This window comes from Legionella cardiaca (genome assembly GCF_029026145.1).
Taxonomy (GTDB): domain Bacteria; phylum Pseudomonadota; class Gammaproteobacteria; order Legionellales; family Legionellaceae; genus Tatlockia; species Tatlockia cardiaca.
In genome coordinates, this window is sequence record NZ_CP119078.1 from 1,991,057 (window position 1) to 2,011,853 (window position 20,797).

A 20,797-nucleotide genomic window follows, 5' to 3' on the forward strand; every position below is an offset into this window, starting at 1 on the left:
AACCATGGATCGGTTAAGAAAAATGGATTGTAAAAATTTTTAACGCTCAATGAAGCAACGACATGATCTCCTATTAGTAATAAATAAATTCAAAATAAATAGTAGATAAATCTTTTTAGCGAGAATACGTCGTGATTTTTGTGATATCCATAAGCGCAAATTGCTGCAAGAATCAATCAATTTTCCTCTACCAAGACTCAGGAATTGCTCCTCGAGTAAGGTCAAAAATCCCAGTACATTACATTTCGCTTTAAGACAATTGCCATGATTCAAACAATTTTTCCAATAGGATGTATAAATTTGGCGTATTTTTACAATATTAATCCTTCACCATATTGCATAATTACTATGCAATTCGAACCAATAGCAATCAATCACTGACAAGAAGTCATCTTAAACATTCTAGGGGGTTATTATGTCTAATAGTTTAGAGCAATTTAAGAACAGCTATGTCGCTATGCAACAAGCGAATTTAAATTTACTAGCAAAATTAGCACAATCTTATCCAGATTTAATCGATGGTCCCTTTTATTTTTCGCAAACACCATGGATTGATTTGGATAATAAGACGCTAGCTGATTTTAAAGCGCTAGCGATTTATCAAACAATTGATAAAAAATTGTTACCCTCCCTCTATCCAGGTGTAGACTTCTCTCCAGGAAAGAATACTCCTATTGAAACATTACTTGCACCAAAAAAGCTAAATCCCATTCAGATTGCTCAAGCAGTCGAATCAACCAAAGAAATAGCAAATATTATGCTTCAAGAATCAAGAAATACTATAACGGGATGCGAGTCTATCTTGAATTTCTTAAAATCATGTTTAAATTTTTTAGGTACTATAATTACATTTGGACAAAGACAGAACTTTTTTGAAACAACTACTTTTCAATTAGACCAAATTAAAGAGATACAAGATAAAATACATATGAGTTTTGAAACTTTGGTTGAAGAAGAGAAGGTTACTGAGCTTGCTTCTACGTTCAATAATCAGTTGGTTTTATAACATAAGTTAATAGATCTCCTTATTCCTTGGTATCTTGAATTGAATAAGGAGACATGCATACCCTTTCAGATTGCATAACCTATAGAGTTTCGAGTTCAATACCAACATTAATGCTGAATGCCTTACCTCCCTTTAGAAATTTCCCATGACTCAAGCTCGTGTTCCAACAAGATGTATCAATTTGGCGCATTTTTACAATAATTATTTCTCGCCAATTTGTATAGTTATTTTTCACTTTAAACCAAGTGCAATCACTTGATAAGGAGAAGTCCTCCTTACATATTATCGGAGTTATTATGTCTAAAAGTTTAGAGCAATTTAAGAAAAGCTATGCCACTTTGCAACAATCGAACTTAAACTTAGTAAAAAAATTAGCATCATCTTATCCTTCTTTAGTCTTACAATTGCATAATGGTCAATATGATTTTTCGCAATTACCATGGATTAATTTGGATAAGAAGACGCTAGCCGATTTTAAAGCGCTAGCCATCTATTTCACCATGGCCAAAAAATTGTTACCTTTTCTGTATCCTGGTGTAGACTTCACTACTGAAAGGAATATATCTATTGAGACATTACTCACTCCAAAAAAGCTAAACCCCACTCATATTTCTCAAGCTGTAGAATCAACCATAGAACTAACAGACTCTTTGCTTCATGAAACAAGAAATACTATAACGGGATTTGAATCTTTCTTGAATTTTTTAAAGTCATGTTTAAATTTTTTGGTTACCTTAATTACATTTGGTTATAAGCAGAACTTCTTTGAATCGACAACTTTTCAATTAGATCAAATTAAACAGATACAAGAAAAGATGCACACGAGTTTCGAAACTCTGGAAGAAGAAGAGAAAGTTATTGAGCTTGATTCTATACTAGCTATTCACTAAAGCCATTGCTTTGACTGAAAGCCAAGCAATCATATAGCCTTTGAATCTACATACGATATGAGAAAGTCTTATTTAGTCCGGGAATGTCTATTTCCCGGCTCCACAAACCGCCTTCTAGACAAGTAGCTTTGAACCCAGAAATGAGAAGTTGGGACAGGCCTGTCACGGCCTTTAGCTTCACGCGTTGGCGAGTCAGTTTTAGCATGAATAGCAAAGATCAATCACGAAGTAGCACGCACCTTGTACAAACTTAGGGTTTTTCATACGGCAATAAAACTAGCGACTAACCTACTCACTTCTATTCAGCAGGAGTCACTGCCGTAGAGGGCTTAGGTCAGGTGCATGAAGAAACTTTTACAGTAAACGGTAAAGAAATAAAAAGACTAGTACCCAATGAAAACCGAAAAAAACATCTAGCCAAAAGCCTGTCCAACGGTAACAATGCGTTTTTGCAGTTCTTTTGCGATGTCTCGAAGTGAGGAGGAGGTAAACCCTGTGCCCACATTGCCGCAAAAGATGAGCTCACCCTTCTTGTCATAATACCCTAAATAGAGCGAGCCAAAGTGCGTTCTCGCTCCTTTGGGTGGTGTAAAACCACCTATAACAAATTCCTGTCGTTTCGTGCATTTAATTTTTAACCAGGTTTTCGTCCGTCTTGTTTGATACGGACTCATCGCTACTTTGGAAATAATCCCTTCCAAAGAAAGTTCACAGGCATTATTAAACACCTCATCACCAAACCCACCGATGTGGTCACTGTAGCGAAGCATGGGATCGTTTTGAGGAAGAAAGGACTGTAAAATTTTTTTACGTTCAATGAGCGGCAACGACGTAATGTCCCATTCATCATAATAAATGAGGTCAAATAAGTAGTAAATAAAAGCGCCCCTCTCGCCTTTATCGAGAGAGTTTTGCATCATCTGAAAACTTGAGCGATGCTTTTCATCAAGCACCACAAGCTCCCCCATCTAAAAGAAGATTATCAATAGGGAGTTTTGAAACCCTTTCTGCAACCACCTGAAATTCCCTTGTCCAATCTTTGTTATTCCGAGAGACGATTCGCACCTCGCTCCCTTTTTTAAAAGCCAGCATGCGATAACCGTCAAATTTTATTTCATGCACCCATTCTTCACCCATAGGCGGTTTATTCGTTAAAGTAGCGAGCTGTGGCGATAAACGTTGTGGTAAAGCGCTTTTTGGAAGATGTAATTTTACTTTAGTCTCTAAAAATGGCGCTCTGTCCTCCCCTACTTCTTCAACGCTATTTCCACTAATGACACTTAAAGGCTTTTCTTTGGTAATGTCATAATCATCGAGCACTCGGGCAAAGTCATCGTCATATTTTTTTAAAAACCAGGTGTTTTCGCGGCTAATTTTAAATAAATCCCAGCGACCACCTAGTTTTTTGGCATGCAGAATGAAACGCAAATGCCCTTTTTCATAAGCGTCTAATGGATTTTTGTCTAAAGGCTCCCACTTGCCAGTATCCCAAACAATCATGCGACCACCACCATATTCTTTTTTTGGAATTACCCCTTCAAACTGTAAATATTCCACAGGATGATCTTCTGTAGGTATCGCTATCCGTTTCACATCAGGGTCTAAACACGGCCCTTTAGGAATTGCCCAACTTTTTAAAACACCTTGAAGCTCCAAGCGAAAATCATAATGAAGCTGACTTGCAGCATGCTTTTGAATAACGAAACGATAGTGATTGCGCGATGAAGACGCCCTTTGGGTTCAGGCGTTTTTGAAAAATCTCTTTTTGCTTGATAGTGATCTAACCCCATCTTATTCATCCATTTTTTGGTGAGTCAGAAAAACAAAAACCACCCGAAGGTGGTATTTGCTGTAGAAATGAAAGTGGGCTAACGCCTCACCTTACTTCTACACTTTAAGTATAGTCTACCCCACTTACTAAGCAAATTTTTGTGCATTTTACTCACTTTTTTTTCAGATTGTGCTATATAACAAAAAAAGGAGGTGAACTATGCCAAATCGCCACTTGGTTGAACGCTTAAATAAGGAACTCGATAACCTCGGGGTTCCTTCCCTGATGAATGAGAGAATTAACGCTTGTTCCAAAATATTTAATTTACCTAAATTTAAAATTGAAGCGGCATTAAATGGGATTGTGGTCGATGAGGAATCCTTAACAACAATTGCCGATGAACTTGAAATTAGCAGGGAGTGGTTGGTAGGGCAGAAAAATAGAAAAGAGCACTAGACAAGCTTAGTTGTCTAGTGTGTCATGATTAGCGTTTGTCTTGGCCCTGAGCACCTTGTTGCTCTTTGCCTTGGCCTTGGCCAGGTTGATGGCCTTGTTTTTGTCCACCTTGACCAGGAGCTTGTTTACGTTCATCTTGATTTTGCCCCATTTTTGGGCCGCCTTGTTGATCTTGCTGATTTTGATTCCATTTGTTGTCGTTCATAATATTCTCCTTTGGTTGTAGGTCTAAGTATAGACCACTAAATTGTTGGTCCTTTATGTATCTAAAATTATAAGCAGATGATTTTAATCAGAATTAATTTTGATGAATTTGGCATTAATTATCATTGAAAATGAGGTCCACTAAGGCCTAGAGACGTATTAAATGGGGCGCGAAACAATCAATTTTGAACTTTTCGTTATCTTTACGATAGGAAAGCATTTGCTGCATTGTTGAGTGGTATAGGTCTTGTGATTCTAGAGTTGTGGTTATAAATCTTGCACGGCTAACACAACCAATTAGGAAGTCAAAAGAAAGCACTGTGCGTATGCTTAAGAGACCTCTTAAGAAACCTAATGTGTTTTTAGTGACATCCACGTAAACAAGCGAACCGCTGCAGGAACTAACCCAATTTTCTTCTACCAAAACCCTGAAATTGTTCCTCGGGGCGAGGGTTTTAAATCTCGAGTGCATCCTCTTGAGTGCATTGCTTCCTTGATTATCCTACTTTAACCAATCAAATCTCTTGAAGTGTTTTCTGTATGCGACACCCGTACTGAATCAGAAAATGAGCGTTAAGTGGCTCTAAACATAGGCAACCTTCTAAGCTATCGGAATGAGCTTGCGTCCCAAAAAGCTGCTTATGCCAAGTACTCACAATATCTATCAATTCATCGCCGCATTTAAATTCCCTTCTTTGTTCTTAAGCTCTGCAGCACGCAAAGCAAATATACATGCTTGATAGTAGGATCAAGAACATCGCCATGTTGATAAATCATAAAGGCTGCCAAATAATCCTTATCATTTCGAATGCCCCCACAGCAAATATCTCCCCTACCTTTTTCGTCTCATTTTCATTGATTTGTTGAAACGCTTCCGGTGGTAAGTTGCTCCAATCGATTTTACGGTTCTTTTGATGGCCAGCGATGAGAGCTTGTAATTCTTCGGAACGAAGAAACTTGTAAGTCTGGCTTATCGAAGCATTAAGCAAATTAAGAAAGCCGTGCTTGATTGGAAACCTTCTCTTGAAGAGCCTGAACAAAATCACTTACGGTGGTTACTTCTCTCCCAACCAGAGCATTACCTATGCCCGATTTAATGAATGCTCGAAGCTCTTTGCCCAAATTACCATTTCTTAAGGTGGGTAAGTGTTCGTTTAAATTGACTTTATTTCCTTCCAGCGCTGATTTTAGCACATTAACGGCCTCTCTTTTTTGTGTGAAACTTTTTTGAAAGACAGAAAAGAAACTTCCATGAAAATATTCTTTTGTTTTCCCGGAAGAATCAGTTACCGCTGTTCTTTCTTTTAGGTAACTATTCAGAAGGTAGTTAATATCGTATTTTTTTTGTTTCTCCTGATTACCTGCTCGTGCATAGCCATAAGCAATAGAATCAACCTTTGCACCGTGTTCCGTGCGGTAGGCTTCTACTCGCTCATGATTACCTGCTCGTGCATAGCCATAAGCAATAGCATCAACGTTTGCACCGTGTTCCGTGCGGTAGGCTTCTACTCGCTTATGATTACCTGCTCGTGCATAGCCAGAAACAATAAAATTAACGTTTGCACCGTGTTCTGTGCGGTAGGTTTCTACTCGCTCATGATTACCTACTAGTGCATAGCCATAAGCAATAGCATCAACGTTTGCACCGTGTGCTGTGCGGTAGGCTTCTGCTCGCTCATGATTACCTGCTAGTGCATAGCCATAAGCAATATCATCAACGTTTGCCCCGAGCTGTCGCATCCACTCTACTTTATTGTTTTTTCCTTTTATAGCTAATTGAGCAGCAGCAGTAACAAAAAAACCATCTTTTATAGATGGCGCATCAATATGAATCTTTTTTAACTTTCTTTTTAACTCTTCAAAATCATTAGATTCTATTGCTATTGTATAAACTTCATCAAACATAAATAATCACCCAAGGATTTCTGCTTATCAATATGATTGCAGGCCTACATTGATAATAGATTATGCAAGTTAATGAAAAATTATTATTGTAAAAATGCGCCAAATTGATACATCTTATTGAACACGAGTTTGAGTTATTGGAATTTGTCTGAAAATGCGAAGCAATGTATTGAAGATTTTTTCACCGTCACCCTGGAATAATTCCACGGTTTTGTAGAAGAAAATTTAATGTATCACGAGTCTTGGTTTATAAAAAAGTAATACTAAATAACCAAATTCAATCGCACCTCAAATTAAAAACTCGCTACAAAAATCCACCCCATTACGTCTTACTTCCCCCAAAGATGTTTTTTTACAACTATCTCGAAAGTAATAAATTAGGGCTTACATTGTGTATTCAATGTCTCATGAGCGTCTTGGAAATAAAAAAACGTAAAATCAAAAGGGGTTTTCATTTTGGCAACGATGGCACTCGTTAAATGACCTTTTTCTAGAGCCTTTAATCCCCGAGCATCTTTAAAGCCATTGATTTGCCAAGGATCCAAACGAACAAGCTCATCCATTTTACATTGCCCACTTTTTAAAGCCTTAATGACCGGGACCGTGTTTAGCAATAAAAAAAGGTGCACTGGTTTTTGGTCACTGAGTAAGTAAGTTGAAACAAATAGGCTGGTCCAAACTGCCGTTCTTTGATGTTTTCTCCATATTGCTTCTAAATCATCTTTAGAAATAAAACGGCCTAAGAGAAGAACCGCTCCTAATTTAGACGATAATGGTTTTTGTAGGCTTATCTCTTTTGGCCAAAGCTCTGGCACAAGCTTTTGCAATTGTTCCGCACGTCCTTTCTCATCCATGTTCCATAAGGTTTGTAGTTGTTTTGCAAGCTTTAAGTCAATTACATCACTTAATACAAAATCCCTCAGTTGAACATCTAGGCTTGTTATCATGTCCCGAAATGTATCATAGGGTACATTGCCCCATAATCGTTTATCTCGTCCCACTTCTCTCCAAGTTTTACAAACCAGCAACATGTTTATCAGGTCTCTTTTAGGAAGAAAATTATACATGGTGAGAAGAATATCTCGATTATCCTGTAACATCGCAACAAAGGTCCATTAAACAAATGTTGCAATTTTAATCCATCTTGTTCAACAAAGAGATGGGTGATTTTACCCATTTAATTATAAATTCCTCTAGGTTTCATTGTCCTCAATAGGAAATTTAGCCAATGAAAGGATTCTCATAACCTTCAATGAGTTCCACCTGGCGAGCCCATGCAATTTCCCATTGAGTAGGTGGAAACATCCTACTCCAGGCTTCAAACAATTGACGTTGGGAGTCACTTAACCGAAGTTTATAGTGGTAAGCCATAAAGAGATTGGCTCTTGCGACAATGCCTTTGGCTTCATCGGCAGGTTCCACTAGGCGATTTTCCTTTTGCACATTAAAATCACACCCGTAGGTTTTTGTTTTTGTAGTAATGAGACCATAACGATAATTAGAGCGAAGTTGATTAATCAAACCGACGGAAGGCCACAGGTTATAAAGTTCAGCTTCCATGTGTTTAAATTGACTATCAATGAGTTCACAACATTTTCTGCCTTTAAAACGTTTCCCCTTTTTCTGACACAGGGCTTCACGCCAGCAAGGTCGCTGTTTGCCAAAATGCTCAGCGGGCATGATGTGTTATGGTGCTATAAAAGTGTTACAAATTCTTACCCAATAACCATTTATAGGATCAACTTACATGCGCCTCGTATTTTCAACTTCAGATTTTAAAATTCATGGTTCAAGTTACGAAAAGTTTCCCATTTTGCTGGATTCAGAAATGAATATTATTGAAGAGGTTTTGTTATTTCTTGTGCAACATTGCATTAAGCGGGGCAGGATACAAAGTATAAAAAGCTGGGAAGCCTATGGGCAATCGATGTACGACTACTTTAGTTTTCTGGAAGCCAATTCATTCGATTGGCGTATGGATAATAATCTATCCCATTACAGCCTTCTTGCTGCATACCGCGATTGGTCGCTTTCAGAAATGAAATTAAGTTCTAATACAGTAAATTATCGCCTCCGTCTTATCATTAAATTTTATCAATTTGCCTTGGGAATGAACTGGATCGACTCCTTACCCTATAATTTAGAAGAGGTGAGAAGCCACTGCTCTAAAAGATTTTTGGCTCATATTGATGCCTCTGGTTCTTCGAAGCGAGTTCCTGATGTATTACTGAAGACAAAACCCACGCGCATTAAATTACTGAGTAAACAACAAGTTCGGGAGTTTTTAACAGCAATAAAAAATCTTACTCAAAAACTTATGGCACGCCTCGCTCTATCTAGTGGTTTACGTAAAGAAGAACTAGCGACCTTTCCAGTTACTTATATTTTTAACCCTCAAAACGTAGGCATTTATAAAAGCATCATACGCGTCACCCTTAATCCTTCAGATATGAAAACCAAAGGAGGTAAACCACGAAGTATCGATATACCAAGAGCATTAATGACCGCACTTTGGGACTATGTGATACATGAGCGGTATCAGTTGGAAAAAATAAGCGGAGAAAAACAAAACACTCTTTTTTTAAATAAAAACGGTACGCCGTGGGGCAAGGCAGGAAAAAGCCTCAATAATCTTTGGAAGAACTTAGGGTTATCCTTTAAAGTCACCCCTCATATGCTAAGACATACCTATGCTACGCATACACTTTATGAAATGCGTCAGCGTAAAGCACAAATAGATCCCCTGCTCTATATCAGAGACCGCCTAGGCCATAGCAGTGTTCTCACTACTGAAAAATATCTGCACTACCTCGCCGAAGTCGAGGAACATTTGATAACGAGTTACCAAGAAGAAATTGATTCATTTTGTGGAATGGACAATTTATGACTAAAAAGATTTTTAAAATGAAAAATAATTTTTATCGTTCTCACGAATTGCAGGATAATAAAAAGGAAACTATAGCCCAATATCCGCCAAACAATACCCGCATACAGTTTCCCAAAAACCCAGGGAGTTTAAGAACATTTGATTTTTTACCTTATTATGGAAAACAATGTGATTCAATCGTATTTGAATGCCAAAAAGCAATCGAACAATTATTAGCACAAGCCATTCAAAGTAAAGAGCAAATACTTACTGTCTACACCATCGTATATTATTGCAAAGGGTTAAAAATATTTCTCTCCTTTTGTCAGATTCTCGCGAATAGTTTTTCAAGACAGCTGCATGTTCACGATATTAATAAAGAATTTATTGTGCAATTTATCAGCTTCTTAGCGGAAAAAAAACCAGGAAAAGTAACACAAAAAAATATATTTACCTTTACTAAATCCTTATTAATGCATCTTGTAAAAAAAGGATTGCTCAACAAAGATATTTTTCCTAGAAATCCATTCCCAAACAGCAAGCGAGCCACCAAAGGTCAAAGGCCTATCTGTAAGACAGAGATTAAAAATATAACACAAACCTTAAACAATGAGCTAAGGCGTATTCGTACAACAAATCAATTATTATCGAGCTACGATTTATCAATCTGTGTTTTATCCATTGCGCTTCGTACTGGTTTAAATCCGACCCCTATTCTGGAACTTAATACAGAGTGCATCCAACCCCACCCTTTAAAAAAAGATCGTAGATTGTTAGTCAGTTATAAACGGCGCGGAAAAAATACTCATATTCAAACAATACGGCATTCAGAAAAGATGAGCCTATTAAAAACCATTATGATGGATGTATTGGATATTATTGAGTTAATTAAACAGCGCAATGATACTATTCGTAAGCAAAGAAAATTCAAAAATCAGCTATTTATTTTCCAATGCACTGGAGGTAATCGTGGGAGAGTTAGCCTGTTAACTCATAATACATTACAGAAGTGTATTAAATTATTTGTCACTCAAAACCATTTAACTAATTCAGATAATAAGCCACTTATGCTGAATGTGATGCGTCTTCGTAAAACATTTGAAAACCGTATTTGGGAGCTCTCAGGACAAGATCCATTCGTGACTGCATCCTTAGCAGGACATAGTGTCAAAGTATCTAATGATTATTATTTAGAGGCTCCTCTTGAGGCTCAAAACAACTGGCGGCTCATGGGCGAAATACGAAACCAAGAGCTACTTAAAAGAAATCATAACGAGGTACAAGACACAGAAAACACTCCAATTGCCCAATGTAAAAATGCGCTATACGGAGATTATGCTCCCAAAAATGGCAATCCATGCATTAATTTTATGGCATGTTTCCGCTGTTCAAGTTTTGTAGTGACCGAAGATGATTTATACCGGTTATTTAGTTTTTATTGGTTACTCATTAAAGAACGTAACGTGATTGGCGCAAAAAGTTGGAATCGTTATTACGCCCATATTATTCGGATTATTGATACGCAAATTTCCCCTCACTTCAATGAGCAAAAAGTTGCGCAAGAAAAGAAAAATGCCCATATAGAGCCCCACCTCTTTTGGCGCACCAATGACCAATTGCAATTGGAAACAGAAGAATGATGCTCTCAGAAACTGAATTTTTAAATCAATACACACAAGAAATGGATGAACGAGTGCTGTCCTTACAAAGCACAAAAATTATTGTCAGCTTCATTCAATCAAATGATGGCTCTTATAACATATTAAGTGAATTCAACGATGATTTATGGCAGCTGCCAGATAATCTATTTGTATCCAATCATTCCGATCACATGAAAGTATTGAATTTTCAAAAGATGCCTAAGCAATTTCAGCTAATATTTAAAGTCGTCTGCTTCAAATATTACTTGAATGGCAGAAAAGGCTCCGTTAAACCAAGAGGTTCGACCATCGTCAATTTCTTTAAAGAAAACCAGTTATTCCTTAACTACATAAATACATTAAAGGTCAATTCATTAAGAGAAATTACTCAATTAATGTGCAGTAATTACGTACATAAATCTCAAAATACGTTAAATAAAAACACCGGAAAAAGCCTGTTACCCAATACATTGAATAAAAAATTCTCAGCAATTGAGGCACTTTTTGAATTAAGCCAAAATACATTTGATCCGATGCCTCATCCATGGCCGAATACCTCAGCTACTTTTTTATCGAACATAGAAACAAAAGTCAAAAAAACCGCCACAACGAAGATCATTCCAGATCAGGTGTTATCCGATATTTTTTGCGCTGCAGTAAAGAGAATAGATGAAGCAGGAACATTATTAGCTTTACGCAATGAAATTGAAACCATAAAAAAGCGAAACAAGAATTTTGTGGACTCTGTTATTTGTGACAAAGTAAATCGATTTCTAAAAGCACATCATCATGATGGAGGGCTTCAATCATTTAATACCAAATTAAGCCAACTCCTGGACAGTTGCATTATTATTGTTTTAATTACTAGTGGAATTAGAATACATGAACTGGCCGGATTAAAAACGGATTGCATTTATACCTCATCGGATCATGAGCAAGAAACTTATTATTGGATGAAAGGAAACTCGGAGAAAACCCATGAAGGTACTACAGAGTGGTTAGTTACGGAAATAACTCATACTGCGATTAAAACCGTAATGCAGCTTGTAACACCTCTGCAAGAAAAATTACAGCAACAAATAGCTGAGCAAAGAAATGCCACTTTGGTAAATAAACTACAACGGCATAAAAATTATTTATTTCTCAATCAAAAAAACAAACAGATACGCACTCTTTCCTCCCCAGCAATACGTGACCGCTTAAACAACTTTGCTAAAAGCCACGGTATCAACTGGAATTTTACTCCTCATCAATTCCGTCGTACTTTTGCCGTGTATGCCGCCCATAGCGCCTATGGTGATTTACGCTATTCGCCTTTATTTTGAAATTGTTTAAATTTTGAACTATTATAGGGATATGGATAGTATTTGTGGCTCAGCTAACATTAAGTGTAAGGAATCCTGATTTGTAGGCATGGTGCGCAGTTTAAATGCCTGAAATGTCTCGAGAGTTTTCCATCTTCTTTGACTATCAAACTGAAAGCGCAAATACTATCTGGCTTATTTCAGTATTAGATTTTTAAATATTCTCCCCTAAATACTGTCTCCCACCTTCGTAATTGCCTGGTAAAGCATGCTTTCTGCTACCATTTAGCAAAAACAATCAAAACATTGTTTCACAAGCAAGCTAACATCACGTTGGGTAAATAAATGATGATGGAATTTAGAAACATGAATTATCAACAGCAATTAGAGAAAGTAATCTCGTTTATTGGCAAACATCTGGATGAAAAACTCACATTAAATCAATTGAGTGAAGTTGCATGCTTTTCAAAATATCATTTTCATCGTTTATTTACGGCTTACACAGGCTTATCTTTACAACAATATATACGGTGGCTGCGTTTAAAAAGAGCAGCACATCAATTAATTATTTATAAAGATAAAACAATTATAGAAATTGCAATTGATGCGGGTTTTGAATCTCATGAATCATTTACGCGTGCATTTAAACAAACTTGTAACCTGAGTCCAAGCGAGTTTAGATCGCATTCGAGTTGGTCTGTATGGGAAAAGCCTCCGTATTATTTAGCAAGAACAGAGGAAAAACTAATGAGTGTTGTTATCAAAAACATAGCAGCAAGACGTTTAGCCGTACTTGAACATCGTGGAGCACCAGAACGATTAGGAGAAAGCGTCAATAAATTAATTGGCTGGGCAAAATCCCAGGTAGTAAATTTAAAACCCAAAGCCGGGGAAGCTTTTGGTTTTGCTTATGACGATCCGAAAACAACGGCAGCAGAGGATTTTCGCTTTGATTTGGCAATCACCGTACCAGAAAAATTAAAGCTCGAGAGCGATATTATTGAAAAATATCTTCCCTCAGGTCGTTATGCAGTAGTTATGCATCGAGGTTCACGGGATACTATCAGTGACACAATTTATCGCCTATATCGCGAATGGCTGCCTGCTTCTGGCGAGGAGTTAGGTGATTTACCCTGCATTTTTTGTTATTACAATTTTGATCATGAAGTGGCTGAAACAGAATTACTGACTGAATGTTGGCTACTGTTAAAATAGCCCCCCTTTTGCCGAAAATTTCATACTTATTGACGATAGACAATATCGTCAATTTCTATGAAGATTGAAAAGTAACTGCTACGCCTAACTCTGGAGGGTTAAAAGGTTTTTGCTCTGCTTCTTTAAAGAACGCAAGACCAGGTGTGCTATAAGGCTCCTCATCTGTTGAAGACCTTGTAGTTAAATCTGTAACAGTCGCAGGCGCTTTAGACTTGGTTTCCAGCTTTATTTGTCTAGATTCTGTTAGTCCCAGCACAATGGCGTCATTGCAAGTTTCTGCCAAATTCTCAATAATTGTTTTCGTTTGCCTGGAAAAGAAGCCAGCATACACTTTACTATTAGCACGACTTGTCTTTAACACCTCACTAAAGGCATTAGTATCAAATGAGTAGTCTTCTTTAAAACAATCCAAGACATTGGTAAGAGCCATTATTTTTTCTCGTTTGCGGGCCCTAAAGAATAGTCCGCGGAAACCTTCTAAACTTGTTTTAATTTCCTCTATATGATCTTCGATATCTTTTCTAGTCTCCTGCAAGATGTCAGGCATTTGTGCTTTCAGGGCTTCTCTACGTTCCTCAAGACGTTCCCCGCGAGTTTTTTGTAATTGAGCGCCTGATTCCAGCCAGGAAGAATCATTTAAATTTCCATCTTCTGCACCAAGAAAACGTATCATACCAAATATACTTTCATGTGTTTTAATAGAGTTTTTGGATTGAAACGAATCCCTTAGACCATAATGGTTAAATGAATAAGGCTTAATTTGTGAATCGAAATGCTTTGAATCAAAAACGTATCCATTAAACAAAAATTTTGCAATTGCAATTGGACCCGTTGTACATACAACAATCGATTTTAAATAAAGAGTACGCTCTTTCTTCATTAGATAATCTATTAGAGCGTTATCGTCCTGCTTTAAAGCAGACTTAATTTCACGATATTCACTTCTAAAAAATAGCCATTTAAAGAAACCAAGCTGGCCTTTTAATTCTTGACGTAGACGCTTGATAATGTCGGCGGGAGTTTCCGTTGGCGAATTTCGATTAAACTCCAAAAACTTAGTTTTATCAGACATTATATCCATAATATGCGCTCTAAGCTCTCTGGAGGACTTCTTTTCTTGACCTGGAACTGATTTTGATTTGGCAATATAAATCGATTCTGAACGATTTTTCATAAAACCTATAAAAAACTTATTTAGAAAGCTATCTCGACCAAATTCTGCCTCAGTATTTTCAATAAAATCATTCTCGTAATTTTCCAATACGCTTATAACGCCTTTTTGTATTTTTTCTATGTCAGCTTTTGCAGCTTCTGAATCAATAACAGCAATATAATCATTATTGGAGATAATGATGTCTTTACTTCCGGTACGTAGACTACCAATGTTCAATAACAGAGGACTTTCTGTAACTATTGTTTCAGGTAGATTAGTCGTATCAACTGGAACATCAAAATCGGTATATGCGCCTAGTTTATAGACAGGAGACAACCATCTTAGAATATCGCTGGCAACTGCTAAATTGCCTCCCAGCGGCTGGGAAGTTTCTTTATCTTTTAAATGAGTGATTTCATCTTTATAGAACGCATATAATTTTCTTTCTTCCTCTGAAATAAGTAATTCTGGAAATTTATTTGCATCCACAGGAATAATGCGATGTTCATTGCAAAACTTTTTCAAGTCTTGAAGGGCTTGTTCATTGAGCAAAGATGAATCGTAGATTAGGTTAATCGCATCAGATGGATTTTTTTCACGCATTTGAATTAAGCGCACCTGATTCTCAGTGTTCATAAAAACGCGTGGATTATTACTGAGCCAAATTTTTACATGGTTATGTGGATTATACCGATACATACGATCATCCTATAAAAAAGTGAGCACAATGAACTCTTGGAACGCATATATTACAATAAAAACCTTAATATTTACTTAAGAAATCAAATTAAATGCACTATCTCTTTTGATTGGATATTTTTCATTTACAAAAACGCCAGGTACTTGAACAACAAAAAAAATAATAGGATCAACTAATTACTACAAAAGAAGCGAAGAAATACATCTATTTTTAGAGCAGCTTATTCTCCATTAAGGAAACCAATTATCACGGCCTTAAATAGGCTTAGTCAGTCTTTGCAGCAATAGTATCCTAAATTTTTTAAAATAAGTACTATACACAGGAAGAGATATTTCATATTACTTGTTTTAACAGGTTATGAATGCAATTGGGTATGAAAGGATAGAAAATATGGGTTTGGCAGGACGCATTCTTTGGATAATGATTTTATTTTTAAACTTATGGGAAGCTCAAGCAGAAGAAACAGATCAATTCACCCTCCCTCCTTATGAATTGGTGGATATCGGTCCCACAGTAAGCCGTAAACTTTTTGAGGTTCTTGAAAATGCAATGAACCAAACCAATTCTGAAATTCAATCTCTGTTACCACACGCTAAACAAAGCCGAAGAGCTGCTTCCCAATTAGCACAACGCCGTACCGACGCCTATGTCATTCACTTGATTTACAAACAGGTTGGCATTGGATTACCTGAGTCGACTTATGAGCGATGGTTACATTGGAGTCATTTTCCCAAAGAGCTACAACCAATGCGTTATAGTGCAATCTGGCCATGGAAGACGGTTTATTGGCTTGTACTCTCCCAATTTCCTGGAACATTATGTTTACTTTCTCCTACCATTAATATGTATGGCTATCATTTTGGCACCGACAAGATTGGCCATTTTTTTCAGCAAGGTAATGGATACTACAAAATTTACATGCACGCTCTGGCTCACGGGAAATCCGCCAAGCAAGCACATGCCGCCATTATCACCCACGGTCAGCGCCAAGAGGATGGTTTTTTCGGTACTTTAATCAATGGTATTTATTCTAATGCTGATCTCTCGGCAAATTACGCCGGATGGAAATTTTATATGAATATAGCTCACAGTGTACAAATCGGGGACCAAACACTTGCTCCCCTTATAATTCTGCGCGGTAATAAATGGGAATTTGCTCGCAATATTGACAAAGATAATCTACTGAAACCCTATTTGAATGATAATTTAAATGAAGCATGGAACCCCGCTCATTACTTCTTTATGCGAGGCCTTATTCGCAAGCATGTCAAAAAACGTTGTGAAGATTGGATTCAACGCATGGGAATTACTCATGAAAGCGTTCAAGCAAAACTTAGTGAAATTAGCCTTTGGAAAGGTGAAGATTATGGTCACTGGTTACCTCCCAAAGATGCAATTACACTTGATGTGTGCTTCGGTGGTAGATAAACACTTAATCCAATGGTTACCCGCCTGCGTGAGTACAACAGTTTATGCTATATAGACGCTAAAATATGTCATGCCCGCGGGCAGGCAACCATCCCTACAAATAATTCAGTGTGCAAAGCAAGCTGCCAGGAGTTGTAAAAATATATTTCTGTAATTTAATATTTTATTAATTTTTTTAAGGCAAAATACTCAAGCACTTACTATCCTTCTAAATCATGAAACATAAACATGTTACACAGCCCCAAACAGTTAATGCCTGCACGTTGATTAGTATTGCAGCGATTCAAGCTATTTTAAGTGCGCAAAATGAAAAAGAAATGGAGCATGCTGTAGTCAAAGCACACTATGAGTTTCAGCAGTGCTATCAAAGAGATTTTGGTAATGCCTATGAACATGGCGAAGGTTTGTTAGAAGAAGCAGCCTATCAACGTTATTTTTCAGAATCCTTTCCAGCGCCGAAAACAACACTTTTGGCTGCCCCAGCAAGTGACAAGACAGTAGCCACGATAATTGCGAATAGAGATGGTTACCTCTATAACGGCACACTGGATTTAGAATTTTATACTTTCAACCTAGATTTAATAGAAGCAATTGAGAAAAAACTTCCCCCTGGTTCTCCAGCAATTGATTGGGCAACAATCAGTGCGTCCAGGTTGAAACAACTGGTAAATACTGATGAAAAGCCACCATTAGACAGACAGGCAGCTGCGGTTATTACCTCGTTGCAAGATCCTCAGGGAATCACGCTGAGAATGGATGGACATACTATATCCCTGGTTAAACGAGCAGGAGTTTATTACAGTTATGATTCATTGACAGGCATTCTATCATCGACTGCCGAATCTGCAGAAATAATCGAGCATGTTGCCCGGAAAATAGATACAAATAAGGCAAAAGGGATTGCTATCTATTTTTTTACGCCACAACTTGGCTTAACTTCTCAAGAAAAGAATAGCACGCTACAGCAGAGTAATCCTCCTGAAATTAATGCTGAGGCAATCCATAATCTTATCAAAAATCGTGATAGTTTTGATGAAACAGAAGATGGCTTTTACAGTTGGCAACAAGCTAACTCTGAGTTAATTGAAGCAATTTTTCTACAACTTGATGAGAATAAAAAATTTGCATTTGATTGGCGTATGATATCAGAACAAGAGTTATGTGCATTATTAAATCTTGAATATCATGAGAAGAACGAAAAGAAAACAGTATCAGTGAATCAAAATTGTGCTGAAGCAATGATTATAAAGGCTGCTCAATTAGTTCTAAAACGCAATATCCAATTCCAGTATTCAAAGATAACACCAGATAGTCAGGTAGATATTAGCCCCGCCTTTTTGTTTAGTGAGGACAAAGAAAAACAATATTGGATTAGTGGTGATAAAAAACAAAACTTAGAAAATGACCTCAAAAAACTTGACAAAAATAAGGTTTATTTTTTACGAACAGGCACCAATGGTGGTCCGGGTCATTGGCAAACTCTTTATTTTGATAAAGCTCAAAATGGGTGGATTATTTATTCAAGTGAAATAAATAATATTCAATTAACCCAAGGTAATTCATTAACGCAAAGAGGACTAGGTTTATTATCTCCTTTTGCAAAATGGGGACATGCTCAAGGGGAGTACTGTTTATTACTTGTTAAAGCTTCGCCCAAAAATATCATCAATGCCGCCAACTATCTTTATGATTATAGAATGTTCGGTGAAGAAAATGCCGAAACAAATTCATGGGTCGCTAAAAATGATTTTTATCCTCAAATTTCAGTGGATGAAGAATTACCTCTAGATAATACAGCTAAATTAATAACCATTCTTAAAACGCTTAAGGGAAATATTGCCAATCAGCAAAATGGACGAAAAACAGCGCGAAACAGTGCTTGGAAAATAGCCTTGTTAACCCAAATTCAAAACCGTCTTGATAGTGACAATCTAGAACCAGACCTTGACCAATACATCCAAGACATTAGAGAAGTTTGTAAAATAAAACGAAATTCCTTTCATTTTTGGTCAGAACCCCATAGCGTTTCTGAGTTCGAACATCTCCTGGGACAGCAATTTCCAGAGCAATCTCACACAAAGCTTCTTACTCGTTAATCAACCCTTAAACGCTCTGATATGCACTTAGTCACTTTATGGTTATACTTATAAAATAGTTTATTGCTTTACCAGGAATTGGTTTTGGAGAAGGAATGCCATGATCGGACTTATACAAAAAATACTATTAAATATGGTTCATAGTATTAAGGGAGAGGAGGGAGTTACGCAATTAAAGAAATTGGCACAAGTTCCTCAGGACAAAAACTTCCAAATTAATAATGTCTACACGGATGAAGAATGGCAACGCTTACTCACTGCTGCCCTTGACTTGTTACAACTAAATCAAGAGGAAATAGAAGCACTTTATGCTGATTATTTTTGTAATGATGTGATTGTGCGCTTTCCCACCTGGTTTCAGATGTCAAAAAACTCTTATGAATTTTTATCCATACAACCCACTATCCACAATTGTTTTGCAACGGGATGTGCTGATGCAGTTGCTCGTCAGGCCGTTAACGAAAAATTTAAGCTGGAACAATTACCCAATAAACTTATTACCCATTATCGTTCCCCGAATAAGTTATGTGGCTTATACAAAGCATTAGCCCAATGGGTTATCCATTACTATAAAGATGAAGCCAATATAGAAGAAAAAAAATGTATAAAATTAGGCGACGATGAGTGCGAGATTCATGTGAACTGGACGAAATTAAAAAGTTAAGTCGCCACAATAATTAGAAATAAAACCAATGCCGATTCAAACATCAAATTGGCATTCTCTTAATTCTACAAATCTTGTTTTCTTTAGCCATTTACGACCAAGCCACACTACCAGAAATAATGGTAAGCCAATATAAGAAATCAATAAACCATACCAATTAATATGATTTCCCATGAAGGCAGCATAATTTTGTCCACTTATAATAATCAGACATAATCCAAATGCACATAGCGGGCCGTAAGGATAACCTTTGGCCAGATAAGGAAGACTGCGTGGGTCTTTCCCTTGATAGAGATAAGCTTTACGAAAACGGTAATGGCTAATCGCAATACCCATCCAGGCAATAAAACCAGCCAGACTACCCGCATTGAGAAGCCAAAAATAAACTACACCATTACCAAATAAAGAGGATAAGAAGGCCAGCATTGCCACCGACCCTGTCGCCAATAAGGCATAGATGGGTACTCCACGCTTATTTACTTTGGCCAATCCCCGAGAAACATGACCTTCTTTCGCCATATGCCAAAGAAGCCTGCTTGCTACATAGAGGCCAGAATTAGCGGTAGATAAAATAGCGAGAAGAACCACACAGTTCATTAACAATGCTGCTAAGGCTTTATCATATTGTTTAAATACAAGTGTAAATGGACTAGTAACCACATTCGAATCCATCAGTTGTTCTGAGTTATAGGGAATTAAAAGGCTAATAATAAAAAGAGAAAGGATAAAAAATAACAAAATTCTCCAAAATACTAACCTGACGGCTTTAGTAACATTTTCTTGAGGATTTTGACTTTCACCTGCTGCGATACCTAATAACTCTGTTCCTTGAAATGAAAATCCAGCAACCATAAATGCACTAATAATTCCTAGCCATCCGCCATGAAAAGGCGCATCCCCTATCGTCCAATATTTAAAACCCACAGGCTGATAAGTGGTAATTCCTAAAATCATGGCAAAACCGCTCACGATAAATAGCACAATGACCGCGACTTTAAGAAAAGAAAACCAATATTCTGCTTCACCAAACACTCTTGTCGATATCGCATTAAAGCCAATAGTAAGCGCTAAAAATACCGCACACCAAAGCAATGATGAACTTTCAGGGAAAAAAAAGTGCATCACCAAAGAAGATGCAGAAATTTCCGAGGCAATTGTAACCGCCCAGCTATACCAATAATTCCATGCCAAAGCATAGCCTAAGGAGGGATCAACGAATTTAGCCGCGTAAACACAAAACGAACCAGTAGTTGGCATGAATGCCGCCATTTCACCTAGACTGGTCATCAGATAGTAAACCATCATTCCCATAATGAGATAAGCCAGTAATGTCCCTCCTGGCCCGGCAAGTGACAAGGCATTGCCACTCGCTAAAAAGATACCCGTTCCGATGGAGCCACCAAGAGTAATCATACTTAGCATTCGGGCATTTAGCTTTCGCTGCAACGAATGCTCTTTAGGTATATCCTGCATCTAATCATCCTTGAACTATTGCACAC

The 20,797-nt window shown here is 37.3% G+C and carries 18 protein-coding genes; 10 read left to right on the forward strand and 8 right to left on the reverse strand.

Annotated features, from left to right (window positions below; translation table 11 throughout):
• Positions 1-415: 415 nt before the first annotated feature.
• Positions 416-1,006 (forward strand): hypothetical protein, encoded by a 591-nt coding sequence (locus PXX05_RS08490; RefSeq protein ID WP_275087797.1) that lies wholly within the window; start codon positions 416-418, stop codon positions 1,004-1,006.
• 296 nt (positions 1,007-1,302) lie between these two features.
• The gene (locus tag PXX05_RS08495; protein ID WP_275087798.1) at positions 1,303-1,896 is read left to right on the forward strand and encodes a hypothetical protein; all 594 of its coding nucleotides are present in this window, start codon (positions 1,303-1,305) and stop codon (positions 1,894-1,896) included.
• Positions 1,897-2,309: 413 nt separating this feature from the next.
• Here the strand turns inward: PXX05_RS08495 and PXX05_RS08500 are convergent, their stop codons facing one another.
• Positions 2,310-2,849: an ATP-dependent DNA ligase gene (locus PXX05_RS08500; RefSeq protein ID WP_275087799.1), complete on the reverse strand. Its 540-nt coding sequence runs from the start codon at positions 2,847-2,849 to the stop codon at positions 2,310-2,312.
• Positions 2,842-3,594, reverse strand: coding sequence for a DNA polymerase ligase N-terminal domain-containing protein (locus tag PXX05_RS08505; protein ID WP_275090487.1), 753 nt, complete (start codon positions 3,592-3,594; stop codon positions 2,842-2,844). Before PXX05_RS08505 ends, PXX05_RS08500 begins: the two co-directional genes overlap by 8 nt.
• Positions 3,595-3,886: 292 nt before the next feature.
• Here PXX05_RS08505 and PXX05_RS08510 point away from each other — a divergent pair, with 292 nt between their 5' ends.
• Positions 3,887-4,123: a hypothetical protein gene (locus PXX05_RS08510; protein ID WP_275087800.1), complete on the forward strand. Its 237-nt coding sequence runs from the start codon at positions 3,887-3,889 to the stop codon at positions 4,121-4,123.
• Positions 4,124-4,151: 28 nt separating this feature from the next.
• Here the strand turns inward: PXX05_RS08510 and PXX05_RS08515 are convergent, their stop codons facing one another.
• The 4 genes from PXX05_RS08515 to PXX05_RS08530 form a co-directional block, all read right to left on the reverse strand.
• The gene (locus PXX05_RS08515; RefSeq protein ID WP_275087801.1) at positions 4,152-4,328 is read right to left on the reverse strand and encodes a hypothetical protein; all 177 of its coding nucleotides are present in this window, start codon (positions 4,326-4,328) and stop codon (positions 4,152-4,154) included.
• 989 nt (positions 4,329-5,317) lie between these two features.
• Positions 5,318-6,232 (reverse strand): hypothetical protein, encoded by a 915-nt coding sequence (locus PXX05_RS08520; RefSeq protein ID WP_275087802.1) that lies wholly within the window; start codon positions 6,230-6,232, stop codon positions 5,318-5,320.
• A 377-nt stretch (positions 6,233-6,609) separates the two neighbouring features.
• Positions 6,610-7,332 carry an F-box-like domain-containing protein gene (locus PXX05_RS08525; RefSeq protein WP_275087803.1) on the reverse strand — a complete coding sequence of 241 codons (723 nt, stop codon included), beginning with the start codon at positions 7,330-7,332 and terminating at the stop codon, positions 6,610-6,612.
• A gap of 121 nt (positions 7,333-7,453) precedes the next feature.
• Entirely contained in the window at positions 7,454-7,912 is a 459-nt protein-coding gene (locus tag PXX05_RS08530) for an endonuclease (protein WP_275087804.1), read from the reverse strand.
• A gap of 67 nt (positions 7,913-7,979) precedes the next feature.
• Here PXX05_RS08530 and PXX05_RS08535 point away from each other — a divergent pair, with 67 nt between their 5' ends.
• The 4 genes from PXX05_RS08535 to PXX05_RS08550 all read left to right on the forward strand — a co-directional run bounded on the left by PXX05_RS08535 (position 7,980) and on the right by PXX05_RS08550 (position 13,257).
• Positions 7,980-9,119 carry a tyrosine-type recombinase/integrase gene (locus tag PXX05_RS08535; RefSeq protein ID WP_275087805.1) on the forward strand — a complete coding sequence of 380 codons (1,140 nt, stop codon included), beginning with the start codon at positions 7,980-7,982 and terminating at the stop codon, positions 9,117-9,119.
• Entirely contained in the window at positions 9,116-10,738 is a 1,623-nt protein-coding gene (locus tag PXX05_RS08540; protein WP_275087806.1) for a phage integrase SAM-like domain-containing protein, read from the forward strand. The genes PXX05_RS08535 and PXX05_RS08540 overlap by 4 nt, the downstream gene beginning before the upstream one ends.
• On the forward strand, positions 10,735-12,063 hold the full coding sequence (locus tag PXX05_RS08545; RefSeq protein ID WP_275087807.1) for a tyrosine-type recombinase/integrase: 1,329 nt from the start codon (positions 10,735-10,737) through the stop codon (positions 12,061-12,063). Before PXX05_RS08540 ends, PXX05_RS08545 begins: the two co-directional genes overlap by 4 nt.
• Positions 12,064-12,387: 324 nt before the next feature.
• Positions 12,388-13,257, forward strand: coding sequence for an AraC family transcriptional regulator (locus PXX05_RS08550; protein WP_275087808.1), 870 nt, complete (start codon positions 12,388-12,390; stop codon positions 13,255-13,257).
• Between the two features lie 55 nt (positions 13,258-13,312).
• On the opposite strand, the gene PXX05_RS08555 is transcribed toward PXX05_RS08550, so the two are convergent.
• Positions 13,313-15,109: a glycosyltransferase family 88 protein gene (locus PXX05_RS08555; RefSeq protein ID WP_275087809.1), complete on the reverse strand. Its 1,797-nt coding sequence runs from the start codon at positions 15,107-15,109 to the stop codon at positions 13,313-13,315.
• 358 nt (positions 15,110-15,467) lie between these two features.
• Here PXX05_RS08555 and PXX05_RS08560 point away from each other — a divergent pair, with 358 nt between their 5' ends.
• The 3 genes from PXX05_RS08560 to PXX05_RS08570 all read left to right on the forward strand — a co-directional run bounded on the left by PXX05_RS08560 (position 15,468) and on the right by PXX05_RS08570 (position 19,298).
• Complete coding sequence (locus PXX05_RS08560; RefSeq protein WP_275087810.1) at positions 15,468-16,538, forward strand: hypothetical protein; 1,071 nt, start codon at positions 15,468-15,470, stop codon at positions 16,536-16,538.
• A 215-nt stretch (positions 16,539-16,753) separates the two neighbouring features.
• Positions 16,754-18,634 carry a hypothetical protein gene (locus PXX05_RS08565; RefSeq protein WP_275087811.1) on the forward strand — a complete coding sequence of 627 codons (1,881 nt, stop codon included), beginning with the start codon at positions 16,754-16,756 and terminating at the stop codon, positions 18,632-18,634.
• Positions 18,635-18,734: 100 nt separating this feature from the next.
• Entirely contained in the window at positions 18,735-19,298 is a 564-nt protein-coding gene (locus tag PXX05_RS08570; protein ID WP_275087812.1) for a heme NO-binding domain-containing protein, read from the forward strand.
• A gap of 36 nt (positions 19,299-19,334) precedes the next feature.
• Here PXX05_RS08570 and PXX05_RS08575 read toward each other — a convergent pair whose 3' ends face one another.
• Positions 19,335-20,771: an amino acid permease gene (locus PXX05_RS08575; protein ID WP_275087813.1), complete on the reverse strand. Its 1,437-nt coding sequence runs from the start codon at positions 20,769-20,771 to the stop codon at positions 19,335-19,337.
• Positions 20,772-20,797: the final 26 nt, after the last annotated feature.